This window comes from Brevundimonas sp. KH_060 (genome assembly GCF_057838275.1).
Map to the genome: position 1 here is coordinate 2,662,679 of NZ_CM174463.1, position 22,889 is coordinate 2,685,567.

25 protein-coding genes and 1 pseudogene are annotated in these 22,889 nt (G+C 68.3%); 11 read left to right on the forward strand and 15 right to left on the reverse strand.

The window, feature by feature from the left end; genetic code table 11:
• Positions 1–7: 7 nt before the first annotated feature.
• From AC3IPP_RS13175 to AC3IPP_RS13205, 7 genes are all read right to left on the reverse strand, one after another.
• A complete protein-coding gene (locus AC3IPP_RS13175; RefSeq protein WP_087140993.1) occupies positions 8–679 on the reverse strand; it encodes a response regulator transcription factor in 672 nt (223 codons plus the stop codon).
• A gap of 65 nt (positions 680–744) precedes the next feature.
• Positions 745–2,298 carry a Do family serine endopeptidase gene (locus tag AC3IPP_RS13180; RefSeq protein ID WP_179205082.1) on the reverse strand — a complete coding sequence of 518 codons (1,554 nt, stop codon included), beginning with the start codon at positions 2,296–2,298 and terminating at the stop codon, positions 745–747.
• A 172-nt stretch (positions 2,299–2,470) separates the two neighbouring features.
• A complete protein-coding gene (locus tag AC3IPP_RS13185) occupies positions 2,471–2,950 on the reverse strand; it encodes a cytochrome c-type biogenesis protein (RefSeq protein ID WP_489149288.1) in 480 nt (159 codons plus the stop codon).
• Positions 2,947–4,956: a heme lyase CcmF/NrfE family subunit gene (locus AC3IPP_RS13190; protein ID WP_489149289.1), complete on the reverse strand. Its 2,010-nt coding sequence runs from the start codon at positions 4,954–4,956 to the stop codon at positions 2,947–2,949. The genes AC3IPP_RS13185 and AC3IPP_RS13190 overlap by 4 nt, the downstream gene beginning before the upstream one ends.
• Positions 4,957–4,959: 3 nt before the next feature.
• The gene (gene ccmE / locus AC3IPP_RS13195) at positions 4,960–5,457 is read right to left on the reverse strand and encodes a cytochrome c maturation protein CcmE (protein ID WP_087140996.1); all 498 of its coding nucleotides are present in this window, start codon (positions 5,455–5,457) and stop codon (positions 4,960–4,962) included.
• 67 nt (positions 5,458–5,524) lie between these two features.
• Positions 5,525–6,343, reverse strand: a complete 819-nt coding sequence (gene ccmI, locus AC3IPP_RS13200) for a c-type cytochrome biogenesis protein CcmI (protein WP_489149290.1) — start codon at positions 6,341–6,343, stop codon at positions 5,525–5,527.
• 18 nt (positions 6,344–6,361) lie between these two features.
• The gene (locus tag AC3IPP_RS13205) at positions 6,362–7,726 is read right to left on the reverse strand and encodes a hypothetical protein (protein WP_489149291.1); all 1,365 of its coding nucleotides are present in this window, start codon (positions 7,724–7,726) and stop codon (positions 6,362–6,364) included.
• A gap of 211 nt (positions 7,727–7,937) precedes the next feature.
• Between AC3IPP_RS13205 and AC3IPP_RS13210 the strand changes: the two genes are divergently transcribed.
• A complete protein-coding gene (locus AC3IPP_RS13210; protein ID WP_489149292.1) occupies positions 7,938–8,543 on the forward strand; it encodes an HAD family hydrolase in 606 nt (201 codons plus the stop codon).
• A 21-nt stretch (positions 8,544–8,564) separates the two neighbouring features.
• On the opposite strand, the gene AC3IPP_RS13215 is transcribed toward AC3IPP_RS13210, so the two are convergent.
• The 4 genes from AC3IPP_RS13215 to AC3IPP_RS13230 form a co-directional block, all read right to left on the reverse strand.
• Positions 8,565–8,948 (reverse strand): hypothetical protein, encoded by a 384-nt coding sequence (locus AC3IPP_RS13215; RefSeq protein WP_489149293.1) that lies wholly within the window; start codon positions 8,946–8,948, stop codon positions 8,565–8,567.
• A gap of 93 nt (positions 8,949–9,041) precedes the next feature.
• Entirely contained in the window at positions 9,042–10,484 is a 1,443-nt protein-coding gene (locus tag AC3IPP_RS13220) for a sensor histidine kinase (protein ID WP_489149294.1), read from the reverse strand.
• Positions 10,485–10,491: 7 nt separating this feature from the next.
• Positions 10,492–11,172 carry a response regulator transcription factor gene (locus AC3IPP_RS13225; RefSeq protein WP_087141003.1) on the reverse strand — a complete coding sequence of 227 codons (681 nt, stop codon included), beginning with the start codon at positions 11,170–11,172 and terminating at the stop codon, positions 10,492–10,494.
• Complete coding sequence (locus tag AC3IPP_RS13230; protein WP_087141004.1) at positions 11,173–11,532, reverse strand: hypothetical protein; 360 nt, start codon at positions 11,530–11,532, stop codon at positions 11,173–11,175.
• Between the two features lie 248 nt (positions 11,533–11,780).
• Here AC3IPP_RS13230 and AC3IPP_RS13235 point away from each other — a divergent pair, with 248 nt between their 5' ends.
• The 10 genes and pseudogenes from AC3IPP_RS13235 to rnhB all read left to right on the forward strand — a co-directional run bounded on the left by AC3IPP_RS13235 (position 11,781) and on the right by rnhB (position 18,262).
• Positions 11,781–12,161 carry a hypothetical protein gene (locus AC3IPP_RS13235; RefSeq protein WP_087141005.1) on the forward strand — a complete coding sequence of 127 codons (381 nt, stop codon included), beginning with the start codon at positions 11,781–11,783 and terminating at the stop codon, positions 12,159–12,161.
• A 120-nt stretch (positions 12,162–12,281) separates the two neighbouring features.
• Positions 12,282–13,070: a CAF17-like 4Fe-4S cluster assembly/insertion protein YgfZ gene (ygfZ, locus tag AC3IPP_RS13240; RefSeq protein ID WP_489149296.1), complete on the forward strand. Its 789-nt coding sequence runs from the start codon at positions 12,282–12,284 to the stop codon at positions 13,068–13,070.
• A gap of 110 nt (positions 13,071–13,180) precedes the next feature.
• Positions 13,181–13,645, forward strand: a complete 465-nt coding sequence (locus tag AC3IPP_RS13245; protein WP_489149297.1) for a hypothetical protein — start codon at positions 13,181–13,183, stop codon at positions 13,643–13,645.
• Entirely contained in the window at positions 13,642–13,842 is a 201-nt protein-coding gene (locus AC3IPP_RS13250) for a helix-turn-helix transcriptional regulator (protein WP_313577189.1), read from the forward strand. Before AC3IPP_RS13245 ends, AC3IPP_RS13250 begins: the two co-directional genes overlap by 4 nt.
• Positions 13,843–13,894: 52 nt before the next feature.
• Complete coding sequence (locus AC3IPP_RS13255; RefSeq protein WP_489149298.1) at positions 13,895–14,065, forward strand: hypothetical protein; 171 nt, start codon at positions 13,895–13,897, stop codon at positions 14,063–14,065.
• A gap of 130 nt (positions 14,066–14,195) precedes the next feature.
• A pseudogene (locus AC3IPP_RS13260) lies at positions 14,196–15,152 on the forward strand (TraB/GumN family protein).
• 86 nt (positions 15,153–15,238) lie between these two features.
• A complete protein-coding gene (locus AC3IPP_RS13265; RefSeq protein WP_489149299.1) occupies positions 15,239–15,844 on the forward strand; it encodes a DNA-3-methyladenine glycosylase I in 606 nt (201 codons plus the stop codon).
• Between the two features lie 70 nt (positions 15,845–15,914).
• The gene (locus AC3IPP_RS13270) at positions 15,915–16,265 is read left to right on the forward strand and encodes a DUF1493 family protein (protein ID WP_489149300.1); all 351 of its coding nucleotides are present in this window, start codon (positions 15,915–15,917) and stop codon (positions 16,263–16,265) included.
• A 308-nt stretch (positions 16,266–16,573) separates the two neighbouring features.
• The gene (locus AC3IPP_RS13275) at positions 16,574–17,530 is read left to right on the forward strand and encodes an alpha/beta hydrolase family protein (RefSeq protein ID WP_489149301.1); all 957 of its coding nucleotides are present in this window, start codon (positions 16,574–16,576) and stop codon (positions 17,528–17,530) included.
• A gap of 81 nt (positions 17,531–17,611) precedes the next feature.
• On the forward strand, positions 17,612–18,262 hold the full coding sequence (gene rnhB, locus AC3IPP_RS13280) for a ribonuclease HII (RefSeq protein ID WP_489149302.1): 651 nt from the start codon (positions 17,612–17,614) through the stop codon (positions 18,260–18,262).
• A 7-nt stretch (positions 18,263–18,269) separates the two neighbouring features.
• Here rnhB and AC3IPP_RS13285 read toward each other — a convergent pair whose 3' ends face one another.
• The 4 genes from AC3IPP_RS13285 to AC3IPP_RS13300 all read right to left on the reverse strand — a co-directional run bounded on the left by AC3IPP_RS13285 (position 18,270) and on the right by AC3IPP_RS13300 (position 22,882).
• Positions 18,270–18,482, reverse strand: coding sequence for a hypothetical protein (locus AC3IPP_RS13285; RefSeq protein WP_489149303.1), 213 nt, complete (start codon positions 18,480–18,482; stop codon positions 18,270–18,272).
• 36 nt (positions 18,483–18,518) lie between these two features.
• Positions 18,519–19,559: a DNA adenine methylase gene (locus tag AC3IPP_RS13290; protein WP_489149304.1), complete on the reverse strand. Its 1,041-nt coding sequence runs from the start codon at positions 19,557–19,559 to the stop codon at positions 18,519–18,521.
• Between the two features lie 9 nt (positions 19,560–19,568).
• Positions 19,569–21,035 (reverse strand): pyruvate kinase, encoded by a 1,467-nt coding sequence (gene pyk, locus AC3IPP_RS13295; RefSeq protein WP_087141016.1) that lies wholly within the window; start codon positions 21,033–21,035, stop codon positions 19,569–19,571.
• Positions 21,036–21,193: 158 nt separating this feature from the next.
• Positions 21,194–22,882, reverse strand: a complete 1,689-nt coding sequence (locus AC3IPP_RS13300) for an alkaline phosphatase family protein (protein ID WP_489149305.1) — start codon at positions 22,880–22,882, stop codon at positions 21,194–21,196.
• Positions 22,883–22,889: the final 7 nt, after the last annotated feature.

A 22,889-nucleotide genomic window follows, 5' to 3' on the forward strand; every position in this document is an offset into this window, starting at 1 on the left:
CGGGGCCTTACGCCTCCAGCCGGTACCCCGCGCCGCGCACGGTCTGCAGCATGGCCTTGTCGAAGCCCTTGTCGATCTTCGAGCGTAGGCGGCTGATGTGCACGTCGATGACGTTGGTCTGAGGGTCGAAGTGATACTCCCAGACCTTCTCCAGCAGCATGGTGCGCGTGACCGACTGGCCCGCGTGGCGCATCAGGAATTCCAGCAGCTGGAACTCGCGCGGCTGCAGGTCGATCTCCTGACCGTTGCGGTGAACGGTGCGTGCGATCAGGTTCATCTCCAGCTCGCCGACCTTGAGCACGGTCTGCACCCCGCCCGTCTCGCGACGGCGCGACAGGGCCTCGACCCGTGCGACCAGTTCGGCCAGGGCGTAGGGCTTGACCAGATAGTCGTCGGCGCCCGCCTTCAGGCCCGTGACGCGGTCCTCGACCTCGCCCAGGGCGGACAGGAACAGGACCGGCGTCTGATCGCCGCCCTTGCGCACCATCTCGACCATGCCCACGCCGTCCAGGCGCGGCATCATGCGGTCCACGACATAGACGTCGTAGCCGCCCTTCTGCGTTTCCAGCAGGCCGAAGGCGCCGTCCACGGCGTGGGTGACCTCATGCCCGGCCTCGCTCAGGCCGCGCACCATGGCGGTCGCGGCTTCAGCGTCGTCCTCAACCACCAGAATACGCATGCAGCCTCCCAAAAAAGATTCGGCGGCGATGTTAGCGCATCGCCGCCGATCTCGTGAGTTACGCCTTATTCAGACTTGGCGAAGGGCAGAACGACCGGCGTGTTCCCCGCCGACGTTCGCACCAGCAGCAGGACGCCAGGTCGGTTGGCTGATCGCGCAGCCTCGACGGCATCGCGGAACTCCTTCACCGAAGAAACCGCACGACCGTTGGCCTGAACCACGACGAAGCCCGGGCGGAAGCCCAGACGCCCAGCGCGCGACTGGGCGTCGATCGCCGTGATGACCACCCCGCGCGTCTCGGCAGGGAGTTCGAAACGGCTGCGCAGGGCGGCGCTGATCGGCGCGACCGTCATGCCTTCGATCTTCTCGCCCGCCACGGCTTCGGGCGTATCCGGCGTCGTCGCATCATCACTTTCGGCCTCGGCGGCGCCGAGGTTGGCGGGACGGGTGCCTGCGCGAACATTGATGGTCTGACGGCGCCCCTCGCGCAGCAGCTCAAGCCGCAGCACGTCGCCGGGCTTCGCAGAGCCCACCGCACGGGTCAGTTCATTGCTGCCGATGATCGGACGGCCGTTCAGCGAGACGACGACGTCGCCCGCCTGCAGCCCGCCCTGCTCGCCCGGCGCGCCCGCCGTCACCTCGGTGATGTAGGCGCCCTTGGTGCCTTCCGGCAGACCCAGGCTCTCGCGATACTCATTGGTCAGATTGCCGATCGTCACGCCCAGATAGCCGCGCTCGATCTTCTCGCCGCGCATCAGGCGATCCGTGGTGTCCTTGGCGATTCCGGCGGGAATGGCGAAGCCGATGCCGACCGAACCGCCCGTCGGCGAGAAGATCGCCGTATTCACGCCGATGACGCGACCATAGATGTCGAAGGTCGGGCCGCCCGAGTTGCCCCGGTTGATGGCGGCGTCGATCTGAATGAAGTCGGTGTAGGGGTTTTCATTTCCTCCGATGGCGCGCGACTTGGCCGAGACGATGCCCGCCGTCGCCGTACCGCCCAGGCCGAAGGGGTTGCCCACGGCGATGACCCAGTCGCCGACGCGCGGCTCGGCCTTGTCCTCAAAGGAGACGAAGGGGAAGGCCGAACCCTCGACCTTGATGACCGCCAGATCCGTCAGCGGGTCGCGGCCGATCAGGCGCGCTTTCAGCTCGCGTTCGTCGTTCAGGCGGACCGTGATCTCTTCGGCGTTTTCGACGACGTGGTTGTTCGTCACGATGAAGCCGTCAGCCGAGATGAAGAAGCCCGAACCGGCGCCTGCGGCCAGTTGGGTATTGTCTTCCTCACCCTCGCCCGAGCCGCCCGGCGCGCCGGGGATGGGCACGGCGCCGAAGCCCGGAATCTGGAACACGCCGCGCGGGCGCTGGACGCGGGTCTTCACGTCGATCTGCACCACGGCGGGAGCGACCTGCTGGAAGATGTCGGCGAAGCTGAGCGGCGCGCCCTGCGGCGGGGCGAACGCCAACGCTCCGGCGCCGGCCGAGGGAACCAGCTGTCCGACCTTGGCGGCGGGCGCAGCTTCGGCGCCCGGCCAGGTGATGACCCCGCCCGCCGTCGCGGCGGCGGCGAAGGTCAGGCCGACAGCGGCCCCCAGAATGAACTCCTTGCGTTTCAGCATCGTCGTCCTTGCAGTCTTTACTGGCGGATACGGAAAAGCTCCGTTCGCCCATGGATATAGGGCGTTACGCCTCAAGCCAATGCACGCCCTCGCGATGATTGTTCCTGATCGACGTTCGCGGTGTGGCGTAGCTGCGTCAGGAAGGCGGCGAAAGGCTTTCCAAATGGACAGGCTAGGACTTTTCGTCGTCCGCCGTTAGGGCGGCCAGGGCGCGTTCTTCTTCCGGCGTCAGGGGCGCAGCCTCGCCCGCACTGCGTCGGCGCGCCCGCAGGACCAGCACCACGCCCGCCCCCGCCGCCAGAACGAACGGGCCGAACCACAACAGCCAGGTGCCGATCCGCAGCGGCGGCTGGAACAACACATAGTCGCCGTAGCGACGCAGCAGGTCGGCCTTGATCTCGTCGTCCGTCTTTCCGGCGGCGATCTGTTCGCGCACCAGGCCGCGCAGATCGGCGGCGATGCCCGCCGGGCTGTCGGCGATCGACTCATGCTGGCAGACGACGCAGCGGATATCGCCGAACAGGGCGCGGGCGCGGGCTTCCTGGGCCTGATCAGTCAAGGGCCGATCGGGCGCAGGCGGCGGCTCGGCTATGGCGGGCGCGGCGGCGCTGGCCAGCAGCACAGCTGCGAACAGGGCGGCGGCGCGCCTCACGCCTGCGCCTCCACAGGCTCGCCCGGCTTGGCGGCCTTCTTCACGCGCGAGCCCGCCCCGACACGCAGACGCCGGTCCAGCAGGGAGATCAGCCCGCCCAGCGCCATCAACGCCGGCCCCAGGAAGATCAGCCGCGCCCAGGGGTTGTAATAGATGCGCACGATCCAGGCGCGCTCGCCGTCGTCGGTCGCCGCGCGGTCGCCCATGACCGCGTAGACGTCGTCCAGCCCGCGGAAGTCGAGGCCGACCTCGGTCGTCGTCTGGCCGCCCGCCGGGAAAAAGCGGCGCTCGGCGGTGATGACGCGCTCGGGCGCGCGGCCGTCGACCGGCATGATGGTCAGGCGGCCCTGCTCGGCCAGATAGTTCGGCCCTTCGATGACCTCGACCGCGTCCAGCCGCGCCTTCCACGGCCCAGCGGCGACTTCCCCTCCCAGCGGCAGGGCGGCGGCGGTCTCGGCCTTGAAGCTGGTTTCGACCACGGCGCCCAGAATGAAGACGCCCAGACCGGCGTGGGCCAGCGCCATGCCCCAGGCCCCCAGCGGCAGGCCCTTGGCCCGGCGCAGGGTCTCGGCCAAAGGCGCGCGGAAGGCCTTGGTCCGCACGCCCAGCTCCGCCAGCGCCCCGCCGATCAGCCAGGCGCCGACGCCGAAGCCCGCTGCGGCCAGCGCCTTCTTCGGATCGAACAGGAAGAAAGCGGCGAAGGCGGCGGCGACAGCGAGAGCGGCCGCCAGCCACAGGCGCTGCAAGGCCCCCTTCAGATCGCCCCGCTTCCACGCCAGCAACGGCCCGGCGGGCAGGATCAAACAGGCGACAATCATCAGCGGGTTGAAGACGGCGTTGAAATAGGGCGGGCCGACCGAGATGGTCGCCCCCGTCACGCCCTCCAGAATGAGCGGATAGAGGGTGCCCAGCAGCACGGTCGCCGCCGCCGCCGTCAGAAACAGGTTGTTCAGCACCAACGCACCCTCTCGGCTGACCGGGGCGAAGGCGGCGCCCGAGCGGATGGCCGGAGCGCGCAGGGCGAACAGGATGAAGGCCGCGCCCGCCGCCAGACCCAGGATGGCCAGCAGCATCATCCCCCGCTGGGGATCGACGGCGAAGGCGTGGACGCTGGTCAGCACGCCCGAGCGCACCAGAAACGCGCCCAGCATGGAGAAGGTGAAGGCCAGGATCGCCAGGAAGACCGTCCAGCCCGCCAGCGCCCCGCGCCGCTCGGTGACGATGGCCGAGTGCAGCAGGGCCGCCCCCGCCAGCCACGGCATGAAGCTGGCGTTCTCGACCGGATCCCAGAACCACCAGCCGCCCCAGCCCAGCTCGTAATAGGCCCAGAAGGAACCCAGCGCGATGCCGACGGTCAGCAGGGCCCAGGACGCCAGCGCCCACGGCCGCACCCAGCGGCCCCAGGCCGGATCAACGCGTTTTTCGATCAGAGCGGCGACCGCCAGCGAAAAACAGACCGAAAACCCGACATAGCCGCCGTAGAGCAGCGGCGGGTGCACCGCCAGCGCCGGGTCCTGCAACAGGGGGTTCAACGACGCGCCCTGCACCGGCGCCGGGTCCAGCCGGAAGAAGGGGTTGGAGGTGAAGGCGGCGAAGGCCAGGAACAGGCTCGACAGGGCCGTCTGCACGGCCACGGCCGAGGTCTTCAGTCCGAACGGCAGGCCGCGCGCCAGCGCCAGCGCCCCGCCGAACACCGTCATCACCAGACACCACAGCAGCAGCGAGCCTTCATGGCTGCCCCAGGCGGCGGCGACTTTGTAGAAGACCGGCTTGTCGGTGTGGCTGTTCATGGCCACGTTCGACACTGAGAAGTCCGACACCACGAAGGCGTAGATCAGCGCCCCGAAGGCCAGAAGGATCGCCCCGGCCGAGGCCAGCATGGCGCCGCCCCCCGCCCCGGCCAGCACCGGGCTGAGCCGCAGACGTCCCGCCGTGGTCAGCGCCAGGCTCAGCACCGACAGCACCAGCGCCAGGATCAGGGCGAAGGCGCCCAGTTCGACGATCAACGCTTAAGCCCCTTGCTGCACGGTTGCGGCGGCGGGCGCGGCCTCGCCGCCCTCGGGCCGCCACTCGCCCTTTTCCTTCAGCCGGTCGGCGACTTCGCGCGGCATATAGGTCTCGTCGTGCTTGGCCAGAACCTGGCTGGCCTCAAAGGTGCGATCGGGGCGGAACGCCCCTTGCGCCACGATGCCCTGCCCCTCGCGGAAGAGGTCGGGCAGGTCGCCGTGATAGATCACCTGCGCCGTCGCCCCGTTGTCGGTGACGACGAAGGCGACCGAGCCGTCGGCAGCCTTGTGCACGCTGCCCGCCTCGACCAGACCGCCCAGGCGGATCATCTGACCGGCCGGAACCTTCTGCGGCGTCACTTCCGAGGGGGAATAGAAGAAGGTCACATTGTCCTTCATCGCCCACAGCGACAGGCCGACGGCCAGCGCCAGCACGGGCGCCGCAGCGATGACGACCCAAAGGCGGCGGCGCGCCTTCGGCGATTTGGGCAACCAGCTCATGTCAACGATCCGGGGACGGCGGAAAACACCGCCGCGTATAAGGTGGGAGCAAGGGCGGGCCAACGGCTCATCGGGCGGCCTCGGCCAGGCGTTTCTGCAGGTCGGCGCGGCGCGGATCCGACGGCGCCAGCACGGCGATCAGCGGCGTCCACATGGCCTCGGCCTCGGCCCGGTCGCCGCGCGCCAGGGCGGCCTCGCCCAGATAGAAGCGCGCGCCCAACTGATCGGGGTCCAGCTTGACCGCCTGGCGGAAGGCCGCCTCGGCGTCGCCGTCGACCGCCCCGTCATTGGCCCGCACCAGGCTTTCGCCCAGCCGCGCCCAGCTCTGGGCGTCGTCCGGCTGGATGGCCAGGGCGCGGCGGAAGGCCGAGGCCGCGCCGATAGGGTCGCCAGCCTCGAACCGGGCGGCGCCCAGCATGGTCAGGGCCAGGCGATCGTCCGGCCGGTCCTTGACCACCTGCCCCAGCACGGCCGCGACCTGCGCCGGCTCCAGCGCCTCGGGCGCAGAGGCCCATTCGCGCACGCGCGTCTCATAGGCCTGATCCTTCATGCCCGGCGCGCCGAAGACGGCGTAGAGGCCCAGCGAAGCCGCCGCCGTCGCCGCGATCCCGCCCAGCACCCAATAGCGGTCGGCCGGGCGCGAGACCGGACGACGGTCCGCGCGACGGGCGGCCAGAAGACGGCGCCCGGCCTCGGCCCGCGCGGCGGTCCAGCCCGCCTCGTCCAGCAGGCCGCGCGCCTTCAGCCGGTCCAGCTCGGCCAGTTCGCGCGCGCCCGCGTCGCGGTCCGCCACGCTTTCGGCCTCGGCCCCGCGCCGGGCGGCGGACAGCACCGCCAACCCCGCCAGCGCGGTCACAAGAGCCGTCATGATCCAGAAGATCGTCATGGCCGCCGCTGTAGCGGATCAGGCGGCCGGAGGCGAGGCGCGCGACGCCGCACCTGACGCCATCAATCGCCGCCGCACCGTGCGCGCGGCCTCGCGCGCGCCGATCAGACCCAGAAGCTCGGCGGTCAGAATGATGCGCTTGCGCGCCGTCGCCTCGTCAGCGGCCTGGCCGTCGTTGAGCCGTTCCATGGCTTCGTCCGCCCAGGCGGCCAGACGGCCGGTCAGGGCCTCGGCCATCTGGCGGCGTTCCGCCTCGCAGCCGAACACAGCCGCCGGGCCACGCACCAGTCCCACCAGCGCCGACAGGGCCCGCGCGCGATCGGCGGCGGCGGCCTCGACCGCCCCGTCCAGCCGAGGCGCCGGGCGCGTCATGCGCCCGACCAGGGCGGTGCGCTCGACCGGCAGGACGGCGTCCACCGCCCGCTCGGCCGCGCTGAAACGTTCGGACAGGCTGAGCGCCACCTTCAGCCGCGCCTGCCGCGCCGCCTTGCCCCAGGCGCTGTCGGCCTTGAGCGGCAGGGCCATGTCGATCTCGGCCAGGGTCTCGGCGCACCAGTCCAGGTCGGCCTTGAAGACGTCCAGCTCAGCCCCGCCTCCGGCAGGATCGAAGGCCGCCGCGTCCGCCGCACGCCGCGCCAGCGCCAGCAGGATGCGATCGACGAACAGGCCCAGCTCGCTTTCGCCCAAGGCCGTCTCGGCGCTCAGTTCACGCCCGCCCGGCGCGGCCAGGGCGGCGACGCGCAAGATCAGCCGCGCGTCCTCCAGATGGGCGAAGATCATCTCCAGCAAGCGACTGGCGCCGTCGGGCGCGATCCCGGCGGCCTGGCGCAAGGCCAGCTTCAACTCGGCGGCCGCCTCCGGCCCCGAGCGGCCGATCCAGTTCGGCAGGTGGGGCAAGGCCCGCCGCGCCGTCGCCGCCAGGTCGAGACACGCCGCCAGCTCATGCGCCTGCGCCTGAGCTTCCGCGGCCTCCATCGCCGCATCCGGCCAGATCTCGCCCGCCCGATCGCGCAGGGCGAAGGCGGCGCTGAGACACAAGCGGTCGGCGATCATGCGCGACAGGTCGTCGTCGCGGTCCAGCTGAGGCAGCAGCTCCGGCTCGTTACGGGTGGCGCCGCGCCACAACCGCCCCAGCACCGCCGTTGGAAAACAGAGCCCCGGCAGACCGTCGGCGCGCAGCTGGAACAGGGGCAGCAGGGGCGCGAAGGCGATGTTGCGGCGACGCCGGTCCAGCGCCTCGACCTCGATCATGTCGCGCAACGCCGCCGCCCGGTCGCCCGCCATCGAGCCCGCCAGCCCCGAAAGCTGCGACAGGACCCGATCCGGGCACCGTTCGATCAGCTGGGCCAAGGCGGCCCTCTGGGCGACCGACAGGTCCGCCATCCCCACTCCTTCGGCCGCACAGATTCATGGCCACGGCGCCGAGGGTGCGCCGTCGGGGGTTAACAGGGGATTTTGAGCGAGGTTGGTGCAGCGACCGCGCTTCGCAACAACGACCGGCGGCCCTTAAACCAACGACGCTTGGCGACCATTGCCGATAGGTCGCAATTCAGCAGAATGGCGTTTTCTCTAGCGGGATAGGCTTGCGGCGCTGATGAAACCGACCGTGTTGATGGTGGATGTCGATGGCGTCGTGGTTCGTCACCCTGATCCATCAGGATGGTCTGCTCGCATTGAAGAGGATCTGGGTATTCCGCGCCAGGCGCTGCAAGACCGCTTCTTCACGCCGTGGTGGGACGACGTCGTTCATGGTCGCGCAACGCTGCGGGACCGATTGGCGCCCGCGCTCGCGGACGTCGCGCCGCATGTCAGCTGTGATCAGCTGATCCGCTACTGGTTCGAAGGCGACGCCCATCTGGACGAGGCCCTGCTGCTGCAACTGGCCGAGGTCCGGGCGGCAGGCGTGGACCTGCACCTGGCGACCGTTCAGGAGCATGAACGCGCGTCCTATCTGTGGGATACGCTCAGGCTTCGCGATCGGTTTGACGACATCCATTATGCCGCGCAGCTTGGCGTTTCGAAGCCGTCACAGGCGTTCTATGCGGCGGTCGAGCAACGCCTGGGCCTGCCCGCATCGGCGATCGCCTTCATCGACGACACCGAAAAGAACGTCGAAGCTGCACGTGCGCGCGGGTGGCGCGCGGCGCTTTGGACCCCCGGCGCAACGCTCAGCACGCTCATTCCAGAACTGAGCGACTAGCCGCAACGTCTGGAACGGCCCTTAGCGGATCTCGATGGTCGGAGGATCGACGGCGTTGGGCGCGGTAAATGATGCGGTCAAAAGGTCGATGTCACCGTAGCCGTCGAAATAGCTATAGGCTTCGATCATCTCCGCGTAGCCGTCTTTGACGTAGAGCATGAACTCTAGGGGATAGGCATCCGGCCCCACTTCAGAGCGAACCCATCCCCCCAGGCTGACGGTGACCACGGCGGGCGGCAACGCTCTGTCTACGCTGAACTCAGTGTAAAAACCGAAACCTGTGAATTCACGGTCAGAAACCTCAGCCGTCTTCAATTGCTCGATGAGAGCATGGCCCCCATCGGGGCTGACTTGCTTCGCCAAAACGACAGCGGCTGCCATTTCGAGCGCGGATAGCTGTTTCATAGCGCAAGCCTAGTCCCCAGGCGGCTGTCAGCCAATGTCCGCTTTCTCTCCCTAGCGGGCGCGCCGAACGTCCGTTTCCGCGCCTCTGCGCCCTCATCCCTCGGCCGCGGGCAGTTCCAGCACGACCTTCAGGCCGCCCATGTCGCTGTCGGCCAGGGTGACGCGGCCGCCGTAGGCGCGGGTCAGTTCGTCGACGATCGACAGGCCCAGGCCCGTGCCAGGCGTGTCCTCGTCCATGCGCGTGCCGCGTTTCAGGGCCGTGTCGCGCTGGTCGGCGGGCAGGCCGGGGCCGTCGTCCTCGACCACGGCGATCATCTGGCCCGGCGTCGAGGGCCCGGCCGAGATGCGGACCCGGCGGCGACACCATTTGGCGGCGTTCTCGATCAGATTGCCGAAGATCTCCTGCAAGTCCTGGCGCTCGCCCAAGAAGGCCAGGTCGTCGGGGGCGCGCCAGTCGATCTCGACGCCCTTGGTCTCGAACACCCGCTCCAGCATGACGGCCATCTCGTCCAGCACCTCGCCCACGGCGGTGCGCTCGCCCAGGCCGTGGGCCGCGCGGGCGGCGGCGCGGGCGCGGCGCAGGTGGTGGTCGACCTGGTCCTGCATCACCTTGGTCTGACGGCGGATCAGGTCCGGCAACGGTCCCTCGCGCGCTCCGGCCTCGGCCAGCATGACGGCCAAAGGGGTCTTCAGGGCGTGGGCCAGATTGCCGACATGGGTGCGCTGACGCTCCACCGTCTCCTGGTTGTGGGCCAGCAGGCGGTTGACCTGTTCGGCCAGGGGCTGGATCTCGACCGGATAGACGCCCTCGACCCGATGCGAGCGGCCCTGACGCACGTCGGAAATCTCGTCGCCCAGGTCATAGAGCGGGCGCAGGCCCACCTGCACCTGGATGAAGACCGCCGTCACCAGCCCCGCCCCCAGCAGCAGCATGGCGATCCAGGTGACGGTGGCGAACTGGCGGGTGTCTGCGTCGACGTCCGAACGGTCGATCCCGGCGAAGAAGATCACCGGCCGATCGCGGCCGGGAAGCTGCTTCATGCTGGCGGCGATGCGCAAGGGCTCGCCCTTGGGTCCGTCCTCGGCGTTGTAGCTGATGGTCTGGCCGAAGGCCGAGCGCAGGCGGTTGGTCAGGTCGGGGCCGTGCTCCAGCTCCGCCTCGCCCAGAGAGGCCGAGTGCGCCAGCACCTGCATTCCGCCGGTCGGCGTCGGCTCGGCCACCATCCAGTATTTGCCGGACAGCAGGCGCTGGGTGCGGGCGTCCTGAATCTCGCCGATGAAGACTTCGCCTTCTGGCGTGATGGTGGCGGCCACCACCGCCTCGTCGATGGTGTCGCCCAGGATGTTGCCCAGACGGCGCAGGGCCGATTCCTGGAACACGGCGGTCAGCACCAGGGCCGCCGCCGCCAGGGCGATCAGGATCCACGCCGCCGCCAGCCAGATCAGCCGCCGCGTCAGCGAACGGCCGGGCCGCCCGAACCACCGACCCCACTGGCGCCGGTCAGTCTGAGCCTGGCCCATTGATTGGCCCGTCATGCGACGCTCAGGCCGCGTCGCTCTCGCCGGCCAACGGCGACAGGCGATAGCCCAGGCCGCGCACGGTCTCGATGCGGTCGGCGCCGATCTTCTTGCGCAGGCGGCCGACGAAGACCTCGATGGTGTTGGAGTCGCGGTCGAAGTCCTGATCGTACAGGTGCTCGACCAGTTCGGTGCGGCTGATGACCCGGCCCTGGTGCATCATCAGATAGTGCAGCAGGCGGTATTCCAGGCTGGTCAGACGCAGCGGCTCGCCGTTGACTGTGGCCCGCGCCGCGCGCGGGTCCAGACGCAGGCCGCCGCAGCTCAGCGTCGCCGCCGCATGACCGGCCGAACGGCGCAGCAGGGCGCGCAGGCGTGCCAGCAGTTCCTCGGTATGGAAGGGCTTGGTCAGATAATCGTCGGCTCCGGCGTCGAAGCCCGCCACCTTGTCCGACCAGGCGCCGCGTGCAGTCAGGATCAGCACCGGCGTCGCCTTGCCCTCGCGGCGCCAGCGCTCCAGCACCGACACGCCGTCGATCTTGGGAAGCCCCAGGTCCAGCACCACCACGTCATAGGGTTCGGTGTCGCCCAGGAACCAGGCTTCCTCGCCGTCGGGGGCATGGTCGACGGCGTATCCGGCGTCGGTCAGGGCGGTCTTCAGCTGGCGCGACAGATCGACGTCGTCCTCGACAAGCAGCACCCGCATTCAGTCGTCCCCGCGAACCCGGCCGGACCGGCCGTCAACCTGGATGTCCGAGACGCGGCCGCCCGGATATTCCCAGCGCACCACATAGTCGCCGCCGCGCTCCTGCACGCCCAGCATCCGGCCAGGGCGGCCCGACTGGACGCGGCGCGCGACATCGCCGGGATTGGCGCGCGGGCCGCTGTCGCCGCGCGGCATGTCGCGCAAGCCTTGCCCCGGATAGTTCTGTCCGGAGTAGTTGCGGGGTTGCTCCCGGCGATCATCGTCGCGATCCCGGTCGCGGCCGCGCGACTGAGCCGCCGCGTCCGTCAACGGGACGAGGGCGATCAGGCCGGCCAAAAGAAGGGCTCGAATACGCATCATGGATCGCGGTTTAAACCAGGGCCTCTGAACAGCGGCTGAACGCGCAGTCTACCGGCGTTCAGTCCAAAGAGGAACGTCGAGGGATGAAATCTCCGTCGCGGATTCACACGCGGAAAGCCCAGCATGACCACAATGTCACGCTGATGAACCCTATCTGAAGCGCGCCGTTCAGACGCGGCTCAGGCGCAAGGGGGTTATCTGGCGTCAACGCAGCCCGATCGGTTGCGTACAGACAAAGGAGCCCGACCATGGCCAAGTTCAAAACCCTGATGATCCCCGTCCTGGCCGCGACGACGGCCGCCGTCGCCCTCGGCGCCGCCCTGCCCGCCGCCGCCCAGTCCCATCGCCACGCTCCAGTCTATGAGAGCCGACACGACGGCTGGCAGTCGATCAACCAGCGAAAATACAATCTGGACCGCCGCATCGACCAGGGCGTCCACACCCGCCAGCTCAGCGTCCGCGAGGCCAGCCGCCTGAAGAACGAGCTGAACAGCCTGGTGCGGCTGGAGCGCGCCTATCGACACGACGGCCTGAGCCGCCGCGAACGCATGGAGCTGGACCGCCGCTATGACGCCCTGTCGGCCAAGGTCCGCTATGAGCGCCGCGACCACAACGGCCGCCGCTGGTAAGCCGACAGGCGCCGATCTTCGAGAGGCTGCGGGAGACATCCCGCAGCCTTTTTCGCGTCTGCTCCACTTAGAGAGGCGAGCGGACTGGAGGACAACGCCCCGCCTGCCTATCTTGGCCTTATGTCCATCGCCCGTCTTGATAGTCGCGCCCTGATCCGCGTCAGCGGCCCCGACGCCCGCCCCTTCCTGCACAATCTGCTGACCCAGGATGTGGAGACCCTGCAACCGGGTGAACTTCGTTTCGGCGCCCTGTTGTCGCCGCCGGGACGGCTGCTGTTCGACCTGTTCATCTGGGGCGAGGAAGACGGCGTCGTGCTGGACGTCGCGGCCGAGCGGCGCGACGCGCTGGTCCAGCGCCTGTCGATGTACAAGCTGCGCTCCAGGGTCGAGGTCATGCCCATTCCCGACGCGGTCTTCGTCGCCTGGGGCGCGAGCATGTCCGACGGCTTCGTCGTCGACCCCCGCCTGCCTGACTTGGGCGGCCGCCGCTGGGGCGATCAGAGCGCGGCCGACGCGACCGAGGCCGACTGGCAGGCGCGCCGCCTGGCCCTGGGCGTGCCCGATCCGACCCAGGACGCCCTGATGGACAAGACCTATCCGATCGAAGCGGACTTCGACCTGTTGAACGGCATCGACTTCCACAAGGGCTGTTTCATCGGCCAGGAGACGACCTCGCGCATGAAGCGGCGCGGCACGATCAAGAACCGCATGATGGCCATCGCCTTCGACGGCCCCGCCCCCGAACGCGGTGCCGAGGTGCTGAACGGAGAACTGCGCGCGGGCGAAGTCATGACCGGCGCCGAGGGACGAGCCATCGCCCTGATGCGGCTGGACCGCATGGACGGCGACCTGACCGTCGAGGGCCGCCCCGTGCGGGTCGAGAAGCCCGCCTGGATCCCTGATTTATAAGGCTGAATCCGACCAAACGGAAAATCTGCTTGTCGCGATGTAAAAGTCGCTTGACGTAAATGCGACCTCATTGGTAAAGCTAACTTGTCAACACGACAGGGGAGCTTGTCATGAACACCGAGATCACCACCGCCGGCGCCGCCGTCGCCCGCAACAAGAAGAAGATGGACGACCTGACCGTCGCCCTGTGCGCCCTGACCGTAGTCGGGGTCAGCGCCACCGCCGCCACACCGTTCTGGCCCGAAACCTGGGGCCGCGCACCATCGATCGGCGTCGTCGTCCTGGCCGCCGGACTGGCCGTCTTCCTGGCCCTGCACACCCTCTACTGGTGGCGCAGCCTGGATGAGGCCGCCAAGGAAGCCCACAAATGGGCCTGGTGGTGGGGCGGTAACCTGGGCTTCGTCGCCGGCGGCGCGGCCGTCGTCATCGCCGCCTTCGCAGGCGTGAACCTGCTGCCCGCCGCCGCGCCGCACACCGATGCGGCCCTGATCGCCCTGGGCGTCTTCGCCGCCTTCGCCGCCCAGGCCGTCGGCTACGGGATCGCCTGGTGCAGCTGGTGGATCGCCCGCCGATGACCAGCGCCTTCATCAACCGCCTCAAGGTCTTTCGCGCCGAGCGCGACTGGACCCAGGCCGACCTGGCCGAACGCCTCGGCGTCTCGCGCCAGACCGTCCAGGCGCTGGAGAAGGGCCGCTACGACCCGTCCTTGCCGCTGGCCTTCCGCATATCCCGTCTCTTCGGCCAGCCGATCGAAGCCATCTTCATCGCCTGACCTCGCCTGCCTTCTCTTTCAATCGACACATCGCAATCAAAGGACCGTCATCATGTTCAACCTGTTCTCGACCGCCGCCGACCGTTTCTCGGGCTTCGCCATGGGCGTCTGCGGCGCCCTGCTGATCAGCCTGGCCGTCCAGGCCGTGCCGACCTTCGGCCGCTCCGTCGAAACCCCGGCGGCGGCCGTCGCCCAGAGCGCCGGTAAGCTCGCCGCGCGCTGATCCCTCTCGACGCCTCGCCTACCCGCCGCCAGCCCCTGTGCTGACGAGCTTTCCGTCGCCCGCACCTGAGCTCGGCGACGCCTGAACCCCCGTACAATCCAAGGACACTGCAATGACCCTCGCTCACCGCATGGGCCGATCGGCCAACCATGTCTCGCGCTTCGCCGCCGGCCTTCTGGCGGCGCTGGCCGCCTCCGCCGTCCTGGCCGCCGCGCCCGGCGTCGCCCATGCCGAACAGGCTGCGCCAGCGGCCCCCGCCGTCGCCCCCATCCCCCGCGCCGAGGGCGCCGGACCGCCGCTATGGGTAATCAAGGACGCGGACTCCACCGTCTATCTGTTCGGCACGATCCACTATCTGCGTCCCGGCACGGCCTGGGGCTCGGACAAGGCGGACGCCGCCTTCGCCGCCGCCGACCAGTTCTGAGTCGAGGTCGCGGACCAGGACGACCCTTCCCTCGTCGCCGCCGTCGCCGAGCAGCACGGCGTCACCCCCGATCGCCCCCTGTCGTCGATCCTGAGCGCCGAAGACTTCGCCGCCTTCGACAAGGCCGCCCAGGGCATCGGCGCCAACGGCGCGGCGCTGGACGCCTATCGCCCCTGGCTGGCCGCCTTCATGGTGGCCGGAACCGCCCCGATACAGGCCGGTTATCGCCCTGAGGCCGGGGTCGACAAGACCCTGATGGAGCGCGCCCGCGCCGAGGGCAAAACCATCCATGGCTTCGAAACGGCCGACCGCCAGTTGCGCCTGATCGCCGGCATGAGCGAGGAGGCCCAGGTCGCCTACCTGAACAACTACGTCCGCAACGGCGGCCAGATCGTCCCCAAGCTGGACCAGACCGTCGCCGCCTGGCTCAAGGGCGATGTAGCCGAAGTCGGCCGCCTGAACCGCATCGACACCCGCGAGGTGCACGAGGACATCCACCGCGCCGCCCTGGTCGTCCGCAACGCCGACTGGACCGACCAGATCGAGGCGATGATGAAGGGCTCCGGCTCAGCCTTCGTCGCCGTCGGCGTCGCCCACCTGGCCGACCAGGACAGCGTCATCGACATGCTGACCGCCCGCGGGTTCACGGTCGAGCGGTTGTAAGATCCAGCTTCCATCCTGCGCGAGGCCCGACGGAAACGCCGGGCCTTTTCGCTTGCCTCACCGGAACATTCCAGCAACATCTTTCCATGACCGAATCCGAAAAGGCTGAAGGCCGCTGCGGCTGGTGCGGGACGACGGACCCGCTCTACATCGCCTATCACGACACCGAATGGGGCGTGCCCGAGTACGACGCCCGCGCCCTGTGGGAGAAGCTGGTGCTGGACGGCTTTCAGGCCGGGTTGGCCTGGATCACCATCCTGAGAAAACGCGAGGGAATGCGCGACGCCTTCGACGGTTTCGACCCTGAGATCGTCGCCCGCTATGGCGAGGCGGACCGCGCCCGCCTGCTGGCCGACCCGCGCATCATCCGCTCAGGCGCCAAGATCGACGCCGCCGTCAACGGCGCCCGCATCTGGCTGGATATGCGCGACAACGGCGAGGATTTCTCGGCCTGGCTGTGGTCCTTCGTTGGCGGCCAGCCGCTGGTGAACCAGTGGGAGCATTTCCGCGAGGCCCCGACCCAGACCGCCGAAAGCCTCGCCATGGCCAAGGCCCTGAAGGCGCGCGGCTTCAAATTCTGCGGCCCCGTCATCACCTACGCCTTCATGCAGGCGGTCGGCATGGTCAACGATCACCAGACGACGTGCTTCCGGCATGGGAAGGTGGGTGCGATGGATACCGCCAACGTCTGATTTCAGGACACTCGCAATTGTCCGCCTACGACCCGTTGCGGACATTACCCCTTTCGCGTTCACTGAAGGCATGGCCGACGACATTGATCGATCAGGGAATGCTATCCGCGACCATGTGTTCAGCGCGCTGAAGCGGGTCACCATGTGCGCGGACCCAATCACCGACACAACGGAACTGTATTACGACCTGGGTCTGGCCGGTGAGGATCTGGGCGATGCCATCGATGCGATTAGGGAGCCGTTCGGCACTGACTTCAGCCTCATGGACTTGAGGAAATACGCGCCAAACGAGATAGCACATAACTTCGGCCTGAACCTCGTTCGAGAGTTTCGCGAATGGCGCGGCGAGCGAACCTATCGCAGTCTGACCGTTGGAAGCCTTATCACGGCGGTTCAAGCCGGATCTTGGAACGACCGCTAACCTCCCTTACGCGAACTTCGGTTCACGACCCGTTGCGGACATTCAGCGTTCGACGGGCTGTGCATGGCCTGGATCGCCGGATGAGCCGTCAGTGGTTGTTGCTAATTCGATAGGTGGGAGTCGCCGACGCCCGAAAAGTGCTGGCGCGGCCGTGAAATGATCTGGATGGGCCCCAGACTGACCACCCATCTACGTTGCACGGTAGCGCGCAGTTCCCGGGCGTGCGGCAAGCAAACATCGACCATTCAGATTGTATTGAGATACATTGCCTCACGAGGTCATCTGCAAGGCCGTCGGGGGATACAGGCATGAAGTTCTTCAAGATCGCGCTCATCATACTGGCTGGGCTGGTGGTGGCTCTGCCCGCAACTGCTTACGTGTACCTGTACGTGCTACCCAAGGGACCAGAGTTAACCGCGCCCTCCGTGACCCCAGAGGGCAAGGCAAGCTTCGTCATGCGTGCGCATGATGGCGCTCAGCATCGAACCATCCGCGTCTGGACCTTCAAACCATCGAACTGGCGTGACGGCGGGAAGGTGCTTTTTGTCATGCACGGCATGTCGCGAAACGCGGAAGAATACCTCGACATGTGGGTCGATACTGCAGAGCGCCAGAGCGTGCTCTTGATTGCGCCCGAATTCGAAAGCCCCTTCTATCGGTTTGTCACCAACGACTATCAGGATGGCAATCTCTTTACGGCGCTGGGCTTTGCCAATCCGCAGTCCGAATGGGCCTATGTCACGATCGAGCGGATCGTTGATACGCTTAACGACCGGAATAGCTGGTCGATCTCCGGCTACGACATGTTCGGGCATTCGGCTGGCGGACAGTTCGTGCAGAAGATGGCGATGCTTGCCCCCAATTCGCGGTTGCGCACTGGCATAGCCGCCAACCCGGGAGCTTACGTTTTCCCGGATTCCGAAATCGCCTTTCCTTACGGATTAAAGGGCGTTGATCCATCCTCAGTCGATCTCGCAACCGCGTTCAGTAGGAATGTTGTTTTTCTACTCGGCGAGCAGGACGCAGACGCGAACCAGGGCGTCCTAGATGAAAGCGCGGCCGCAATGCGTCAGGGACCACATCGCCTGGCGCGCGGCCGGAACTTCTACGCTGCGGCGTCGAGTATCGCGGAAAAGCAGGGCTTGCCGTTCGAATGGCGTCTCCAGATTGTGCCCAACGTAGGCCACGAGAACCAGAAAATGGCCGCTGCGGCGGCAGTGCTGCTTGCCGAGCCAGGGGAGGCAACTTCAGCAACCCGCCCTTAGCAGCCCTTCAAACCCGCCAAACGTCCTTATCAGGCGACCGGGCTGCTTCCGCCCTGCGCTGGTTCATGGCACTGACGCGCGATGACTGCGTCCAATGCCTCCGCCAAATCTGACCGCCCCTTCCCCACCCTGATGCTGGAGCTTGAGGCGCGCGCGACCTGGAACGGCCATGTCTGCGGCGTGGACGAAGCGGGGCGCGGTCCGTGGGCGGGGCCGGTGTCGGCGGCGGCGGTGATCCTGAATCCGGACGACCTGCCGCCCGGCATCGACGACTCCAAGGCGTTGACGGAAAAGCGCCGCGCGGCGCTGGAGCCGCTCATCAAGACTCGCGCCCTGGCCTGGGGCGTCGGCTTCGCCTCGGTCGAGGAGATCGACGAGCTGAACATCCTGCACGCCACCGGCCTGGCCATGCGGCGGGCGGTCGAGGCCCTGGCCCATCCGCCGGTGCACGCCCTGGTGGACGGCAATTATCGGTTCAAGCTGCCCTGCCCCGTGACGCCCGTGGTCAAGGGCGACAGCCTGTCCTTGTCCATTGCAGCGGCGTCGATCCTGGCCAAGACGGCGCGCGATCGGCTGATGATCGAGATGGATGCGACCTATCCGGGCTACGGCTTCGCCAGCCACAAGGGCTATAACGCCCCCATCCACCAGAAGGCGTTGCAGACGCTCGGTCCCTGTCCTGCGCACAGACGCAGCTGGGCGCCGATCAAGGCCCTGCTGGACGCAGCTTAACCGAACATCAGACGGACAGGGCGCCGCCCAGCAGCATTCCCATCAGGCCCGCCGCGATCGCGCCGATCAGCAGGATGATCCAGCTGTCCAGACCTCGCCCGCGCCGAGGCGACGGGCGAGCCGGACGCGCGGTCTCCCGCTGGGCGTCGAAACGCGCAGCGTCAAAACCATGGGCGTCAAAGCGGGATGCGGGGGGAGGAAGGCTGGAAAGCGTACGCATACGGCCAAAACGGCGCGCGCCCGGCTTTCGTTCCCGTCAGGCGGCGACCGGCAGTTCGACCGGCTGCTGCGTCACCACGAACAGATACTCCACATTCCTCAGACGCCCGACGGAGCCCACCTTCTGACCCTTCAGATTGTGGATGCCGATGCGGGCGCCGACGTAGCGGGGACGCGGGATCTCGACCACCTGGACGTGGCCGCGCGCTGACAGCATGGCCGTCAGCTCGTCGCGGCTCAGATAGCCTTCGTCATTGAAGCTGACGATCAGGTTCGGCGCCTTCAACCGCTCGATGACGGTCTGCAGGGCGGGGCCGATGCCAGGGCGGCTGTTGAAGGCGGACTTACGCGTCTTCACATCCACCCGCTTGCGCGCCACGCCATAGGTTTCCGGCTTGTCCCACAGCACCAGACTTTCCCAGCAGTGGTAGTTGCCGAGGTAGGAGTGCTGGTTATAGGGCGGGTCCAGATAGACGAGGTCGGCCTCGACCTCGGCGGCGATCTCAACCGCGTCGCCGTGCGTCGCCACGCACGGGCCCACCGCCACGCCGGGCAGCAGGTCCGGCAGGCGCAGCTCCAGCGGCTTCAGCGCGCGCGGTGCCCACTGCTTCATGAAGGCCATCTGCAGGCCCGCCGTGGAATCCACCCGGTCAGCCGCCTCCATCAGGGCGACCAGGACGACCGCCTTCAGTTCCGGCTCCAGCCCCATGACCTCGATCCGCTCGCGCATGGCGTCGATGCGGGCGCCGTTGTCGGGGTGGAAGAAGCGGGCCTCCTGGCAATAGGTGCGGGTGAACCAGCCCGGCGCAGGCGCCACGGCGCGCAGTTCGGCCAGCACCGCCTCGGCCTTGTCGGCCCAGACCTCGCGGTCGGCCTGGACATAGGCCGTGGCGAGCGCATGGGCGTAGGCGTTGTGATCATTGGACCAGACGCGGAACCCCTCGCGCTTCAGCGCGTGGCCCACGCGCGCAGTGCCCGAGAACAGGTCGCAGACCGTCCCGCCCTGCGGCTGAGCCGCCCGCACCGCACCGATCACCTGGCCCAGAAGCGCGCGCTTTGAGCCGATGTATTTGATCATTCCGCCCCGTCAGGTTTTGCGGGCGCGCTTCGCCCCGTGTTCGTGCCGGGGGGCAGCATGGGCCGGAGCATGGGCCAGACGCAACAGATTCGCGGCGCCCGGCGCGCCGAAGGGCGTTCCGGCCAGGATCAGGATGCGCTGTCCCGGCTCGGCCAGGCCATAGAGCATGGCCGCCTCGACCGCATCGTCGGTCAGGCCTTCCAGCGAGGTCGGCTGTTCGCCCAGACGCGGCTCCAGCCCCCAGACCAGGGCCAGACGACGCGCCGTCTCGGGCTTGGGCGTCAGGGCCAGAACCGGCTGCAACGGCCGCTCGCGCGACATCCGCCGCGCCGTGCCGCCCAGCGTCGTGAACACCACCATGCAGGCGGTCGAGGACGCCTCGGCCGCCTTGCGAGCTGCGGCGACCAGGGCGTCGACGTCGTCGATGTCCATGCCCGCGTGTTCGGCGTCCATCAAACCCGGCCACAGGGGGTCGCGCTCCACTCGCTCCATGATGCGGTTCATGATGGCGACAGCTTCCAGCGGATAGTCGCCCGCCGCCGTCTCGGCTGACAGCATCAAGGCGTCGGCGCCCTCATAAACGGCGTTGGCCACGTCGGAGGCCTCGGCGCGGGTCGGGGCCGGAGCGCTGGTCATCGATTCCAGCATCTGGGTGGCGACGATGGCGGGAACGCCCCGCTGGCGGGCGGCGCGGAGGATCTTCTTCTGGGCGACCGGCACTTCCTCGGGGTCCATCTCAACGCCCAGATCGCCGCGCGCGACCATGACGCCGTCGCAGTAGTCGAGGATGCTCTCAAGGTCGTTCAGGGCCTGGGGCTTTTCGATCTTGGCCAGGCAGGCGGCCTGGCCGTCGACGATCTGCTTCAGCTCGGCCATGTCCTCGGCCTTCTGCACAAAGCTGAGGGCCACCCAGTCGACGCCGAGGCGCAGCGCAAAAGCCAGATCCTCGCGGTCCTTGGGCGTCAGGGCCGACACGGGAATGACCGCCTCGGGCACCGCCACCCCCTTGCGGTCCGACAGCTTGGAGCCGCTCTCGACCGTGACGTCGCACCACTCGTCGGTGCGCTCGCCCACGCGCAGCCGCACCCGGCCGTCGTCCAGCAGCAGCAGCATTCCAGGGCGCAGCGCCTTGAAGATTTCCGGATGCGGCATCTGCACCCGCGTTTCGTCGCCCAGCGCCGGATTCAGATCGAAGCGCATCTGGTGGCCCGGCTTCACCTCGATCTCGACGTCGGCGAAGCGGCCCAGCCTCAGCTTGGGCCCCTGCAGGTCGGCCAATACGCCCAGCGGCCGCTTCAGCGCCATCTCGGCCCCGCGCACCGCCTTGAAGGCGGCGGCGTGATCGTCGTGCGAACCGTGGCTGAAGTTCAGGCGAAAGACGTCCACCCCGGCCTGGGCCAGCGCCTTGACCGTTCCCGGCGCGCGGCTGGCGGGTCCAAGGGTCGCGACGATGCGCGCGCGGCGGGCTCTTTGCATGAACGGGTTTCCTCTGATGGCTCTGACGGCCGGCGCCTCCCCTCAGAAGCGCTTCTCAGCCCCTTGTGCCAATGAAATGCGGGAGGCGTAAGGCCGCCTCCCGACATGGAAACACGAGTTTATGGCCGCGAAACACGAAGTTATGGCGGCCGACCGTCTTATTTCGTCTCGCAGCGGCCCTTGGCGAACTGCGGCAGGTCCATGCAACGGCCGTCGATCGGGGCGTCCGGCGTGACGCCGATCAGATTGGCCAGGGTCGGGGCGATGTCGATGGTCCGCATCGGCAGGAAACGCTCCTGGCCCTCGGCGCCCGGCCACCAGAAGACGATGGGCACGCGGCGGTCGTAATCCCAGGGCGAGCCGTGGCTGGAGATGGCGCCGCCGACACGGCCCTGGCCGGTCAGGCCCGGCTGCCAGGCGCGCAGGATGTCGGGCGAGCGGCCCGCCACCGCCGACAGACGCAGGCGCTCGCGCACATTGAGATCCTCGGGATTGATCGAGTTCGGCGCCGGCTCGGCCAGCAGTTCATCGCGGGCGACGGCCAAGGCCACCTGCGGCTCGGCGTTCAGCAGTTCCAGAGCGGCGGCCAGCACCTGCGAACGCAGCGGCTCCGGCAGGGATTTGCGGTCCTTGTCGACGATGACGAAGCCGCCCGCCGACGACACCACGGGATCGGCGTCCAGGCCGAACCGGGCCTTTAGCGCCGCATTGACGCGCGGCTGCAGGGCGCGATCCACCCGGCCCGCGTTGGGATAGCCCTCGACCGCCGTCCGCTCAGGGAAGTCCGAACCGCCGTGGTCGGCCGTCAGCACCACGATGGCGCCGCCCGGAACAGTCGACAGCTTGTCCAGGAAGGCGCCCAGGGCCGCATCGAGACGCAGCATCTGCTCGCACATCTCAGGCCCCTGGGTGCCGTAGCTGTGGCCGATGCGGTCGGTGGCCGACAGGCTGACGCCCAGCATGTCCGTGACGCCGCGACGACCCAGTTGCTGGCGGTCCATCAGCTCGATCGCGCCCTCGATGGTCAGTTCGTCCAGGATGGGCGAGTTGTCGAGACGGAAGTTGGCCGGCGGCACCTTGGAATCGAAGGTCTGGCCCGCGATGGTCCACTGCCCTTCCAGACGACGGCAGGCGGCGTTGGAATAGGTCCAGCTGGGCGCCTGGCGGGTGAAGCGGTCGATCATCCGCGCGTTCAGGGCCGCCACCGGCGCCAGGCGCGCTTCGGCCGACTGACCCGGCTCGACATAGGTGGTGAAGCCGAAGTTGTCCGTCAGCCAGAAGGCGCCGTCGCCCTTGTGCCCGGCCAGGTTGATAGCGCCGCGATCCTTGCCCGACACGCCGTAGACCCGGCTTTCAGGGCTGACGGCCTTCAGCCAGTCGCCCAGGGTCGAGGCGCTCAGCTGGCCCGGGCCGACCGGGCCGTTGTCGGTGTTCTTGCCGTGGGCCAGGGTGTTTTGCGGCGCGGCCAGGCAATAGGTTTCCTGCCCGGTCGTCGTGTCGATCCAGTCATTGGCCGGGATGCCGCTGCGCGCCGGATGGGCGCCGGTCAGCACGGTCGAGTGGCCGGCGCAGGTCACGGTCACGCCGTGGGTCTGATAGCCGTTGATCGAGACCATGCCCTGATCGGCCAGGGTCTTCAGCCCGCCGGTGAACTGGCTGCGGTACTGGTTGAACAGATTGGCGCTGAGCTGGTCGACCACCACGGTGACGATCAGCGAGGGCGTGGGCCGCTCGGCTGCCGGCGCCAGTGCGGGCGCCGTCGTCTCCGCCGCCTGCGCGGCTCCGCTCATGGCGACGAGCCCGAGGGTCAGGCCCAGGGCGGAGGCGAGAAGGCGGCTGCGGATCATCGGGAAC

What these genes read in the sequence shown, in the direction of transcription:
- ccmI (WP_489149290.1), bottom strand. Translation starts at nt 6,343, where the DNA reads ATGACGATCTTCTGGATCATGACGGCTCTTGTGACCGCGCTGGCGGGG.
- AC3IPP_RS13265 (WP_489149299.1), top strand. Translation starts at nt 15,239, where the DNA reads ATGACCGAATCCGAAAAGGCTGAAGGCCGCTGCGGCTGGTGCGGGACG.
- AC3IPP_RS13205 (WP_489149291.1), bottom strand. Translation starts at nt 7,726, where the DNA reads ATGGCGGACCTGTCGGTCGCCCAGAGGGCCGCCTTGGCCCAGCTGATC.
- AC3IPP_RS13215 (WP_489149293.1), bottom strand. Translation starts at nt 8,948, where the DNA reads ATGAAACAGCTATCCGCGCTCGAAATGGCAGCCGCTGTCGTTTTGGCG.
- AC3IPP_RS13235 (WP_087141005.1), top strand. Translation starts at nt 11,781, where the DNA reads ATGGCCAAGTTCAAAACCCTGATGATCCCCGTCCTGGCCGCGACGACG.
- AC3IPP_RS13175 (WP_087140993.1), bottom strand. Translation starts at nt 679, where the DNA reads ATGCGTATTCTGGTGGTTGAGGACGACGCTGAAGCCGCGACCGCCATG.
- AC3IPP_RS13290 (WP_489149304.1), bottom strand. Translation starts at nt 19,559, where the DNA reads ATGATCAAATACATCGGCTCAAAGCGCGCGCTTCTGGGCCAGGTGATC.
- AC3IPP_RS13245 (WP_489149297.1), top strand. Translation starts at nt 13,181, where the DNA reads ATGAACACCGAGATCACCACCGCCGGCGCCGCCGTCGCCCGCAACAAG.
- ccmE (WP_087140996.1), bottom strand. Translation starts at nt 5,457, where the DNA reads ATGAGCTGGTTGCCCAAATCGCCGAAGGCGCGCCGCCGCCTTTGGGTC.
- AC3IPP_RS13275 (WP_489149301.1), top strand. Translation starts at nt 16,574, where the DNA reads ATGAAGTTCTTCAAGATCGCGCTCATCATACTGGCTGGGCTGGTGGTG.
- ygfZ (WP_489149296.1), top strand. Translation starts at nt 12,282, where the DNA reads ATGTCCATCGCCCGTCTTGATAGTCGCGCCCTGATCCGCGTCAGCGGC.
- AC3IPP_RS13255 (WP_489149298.1), top strand. Translation starts at nt 13,895, where the DNA reads ATGTTCAACCTGTTCTCGACCGCCGCCGACCGTTTCTCGGGCTTCGCC.
- AC3IPP_RS13285 (WP_489149303.1), bottom strand. Translation starts at nt 18,482, where the DNA reads ATGCGTACGCTTTCCAGCCTTCCTCCCCCCGCATCCCGCTTTGACGCC.
- AC3IPP_RS13225 (WP_087141003.1), bottom strand. Translation starts at nt 11,172, where the DNA reads ATGCGGGTGCTGCTTGTCGAGGACGACGTCGATCTGTCGCGCCAGCTG.
- AC3IPP_RS13220 (WP_489149294.1), bottom strand. Translation starts at nt 10,484, where the DNA reads ATGACGGGCCAATCAATGGGCCAGGCTCAGACTGACCGGCGCCAGTGG.
- AC3IPP_RS13250 (WP_313577189.1), top strand. Translation starts at nt 13,642, where the DNA reads ATGACCAGCGCCTTCATCAACCGCCTCAAGGTCTTTCGCGCCGAGCGC.
- rnhB (WP_489149302.1), top strand. Translation starts at nt 17,612, where the DNA reads ATGACTGCGTCCAATGCCTCCGCCAAATCTGACCGCCCCTTCCCCACC.
- AC3IPP_RS13180 (WP_179205082.1), bottom strand. Translation starts at nt 2,298, where the DNA reads ATGCTGAAACGCAAGGAGTTCATTCTGGGGGCCGCTGTCGGCCTGACC.
- AC3IPP_RS13270 (WP_489149300.1), top strand. Translation starts at nt 15,915, where the DNA reads ATGGCCGACGACATTGATCGATCAGGGAATGCTATCCGCGACCATGTG.
- AC3IPP_RS13210 (WP_489149292.1), top strand. Translation starts at nt 7,938, where the DNA reads ATGAAACCGACCGTGTTGATGGTGGATGTCGATGGCGTCGTGGTTCGT.
- AC3IPP_RS13230 (WP_087141004.1), bottom strand. Translation starts at nt 11,532, where the DNA reads ATGATGCGTATTCGAGCCCTTCTTTTGGCCGGCCTGATCGCCCTCGTC.
- AC3IPP_RS13300 (WP_489149305.1), bottom strand. Translation starts at nt 22,882, where the DNA reads ATGATCCGCAGCCGCCTTCTCGCCTCCGCCCTGGGCCTGACCCTCGGG.
- pyk (WP_087141016.1), bottom strand. Translation starts at nt 21,035, where the DNA reads ATGCAAAGAGCCCGCCGCGCGCGCATCGTCGCGACCCTTGGACCCGCC.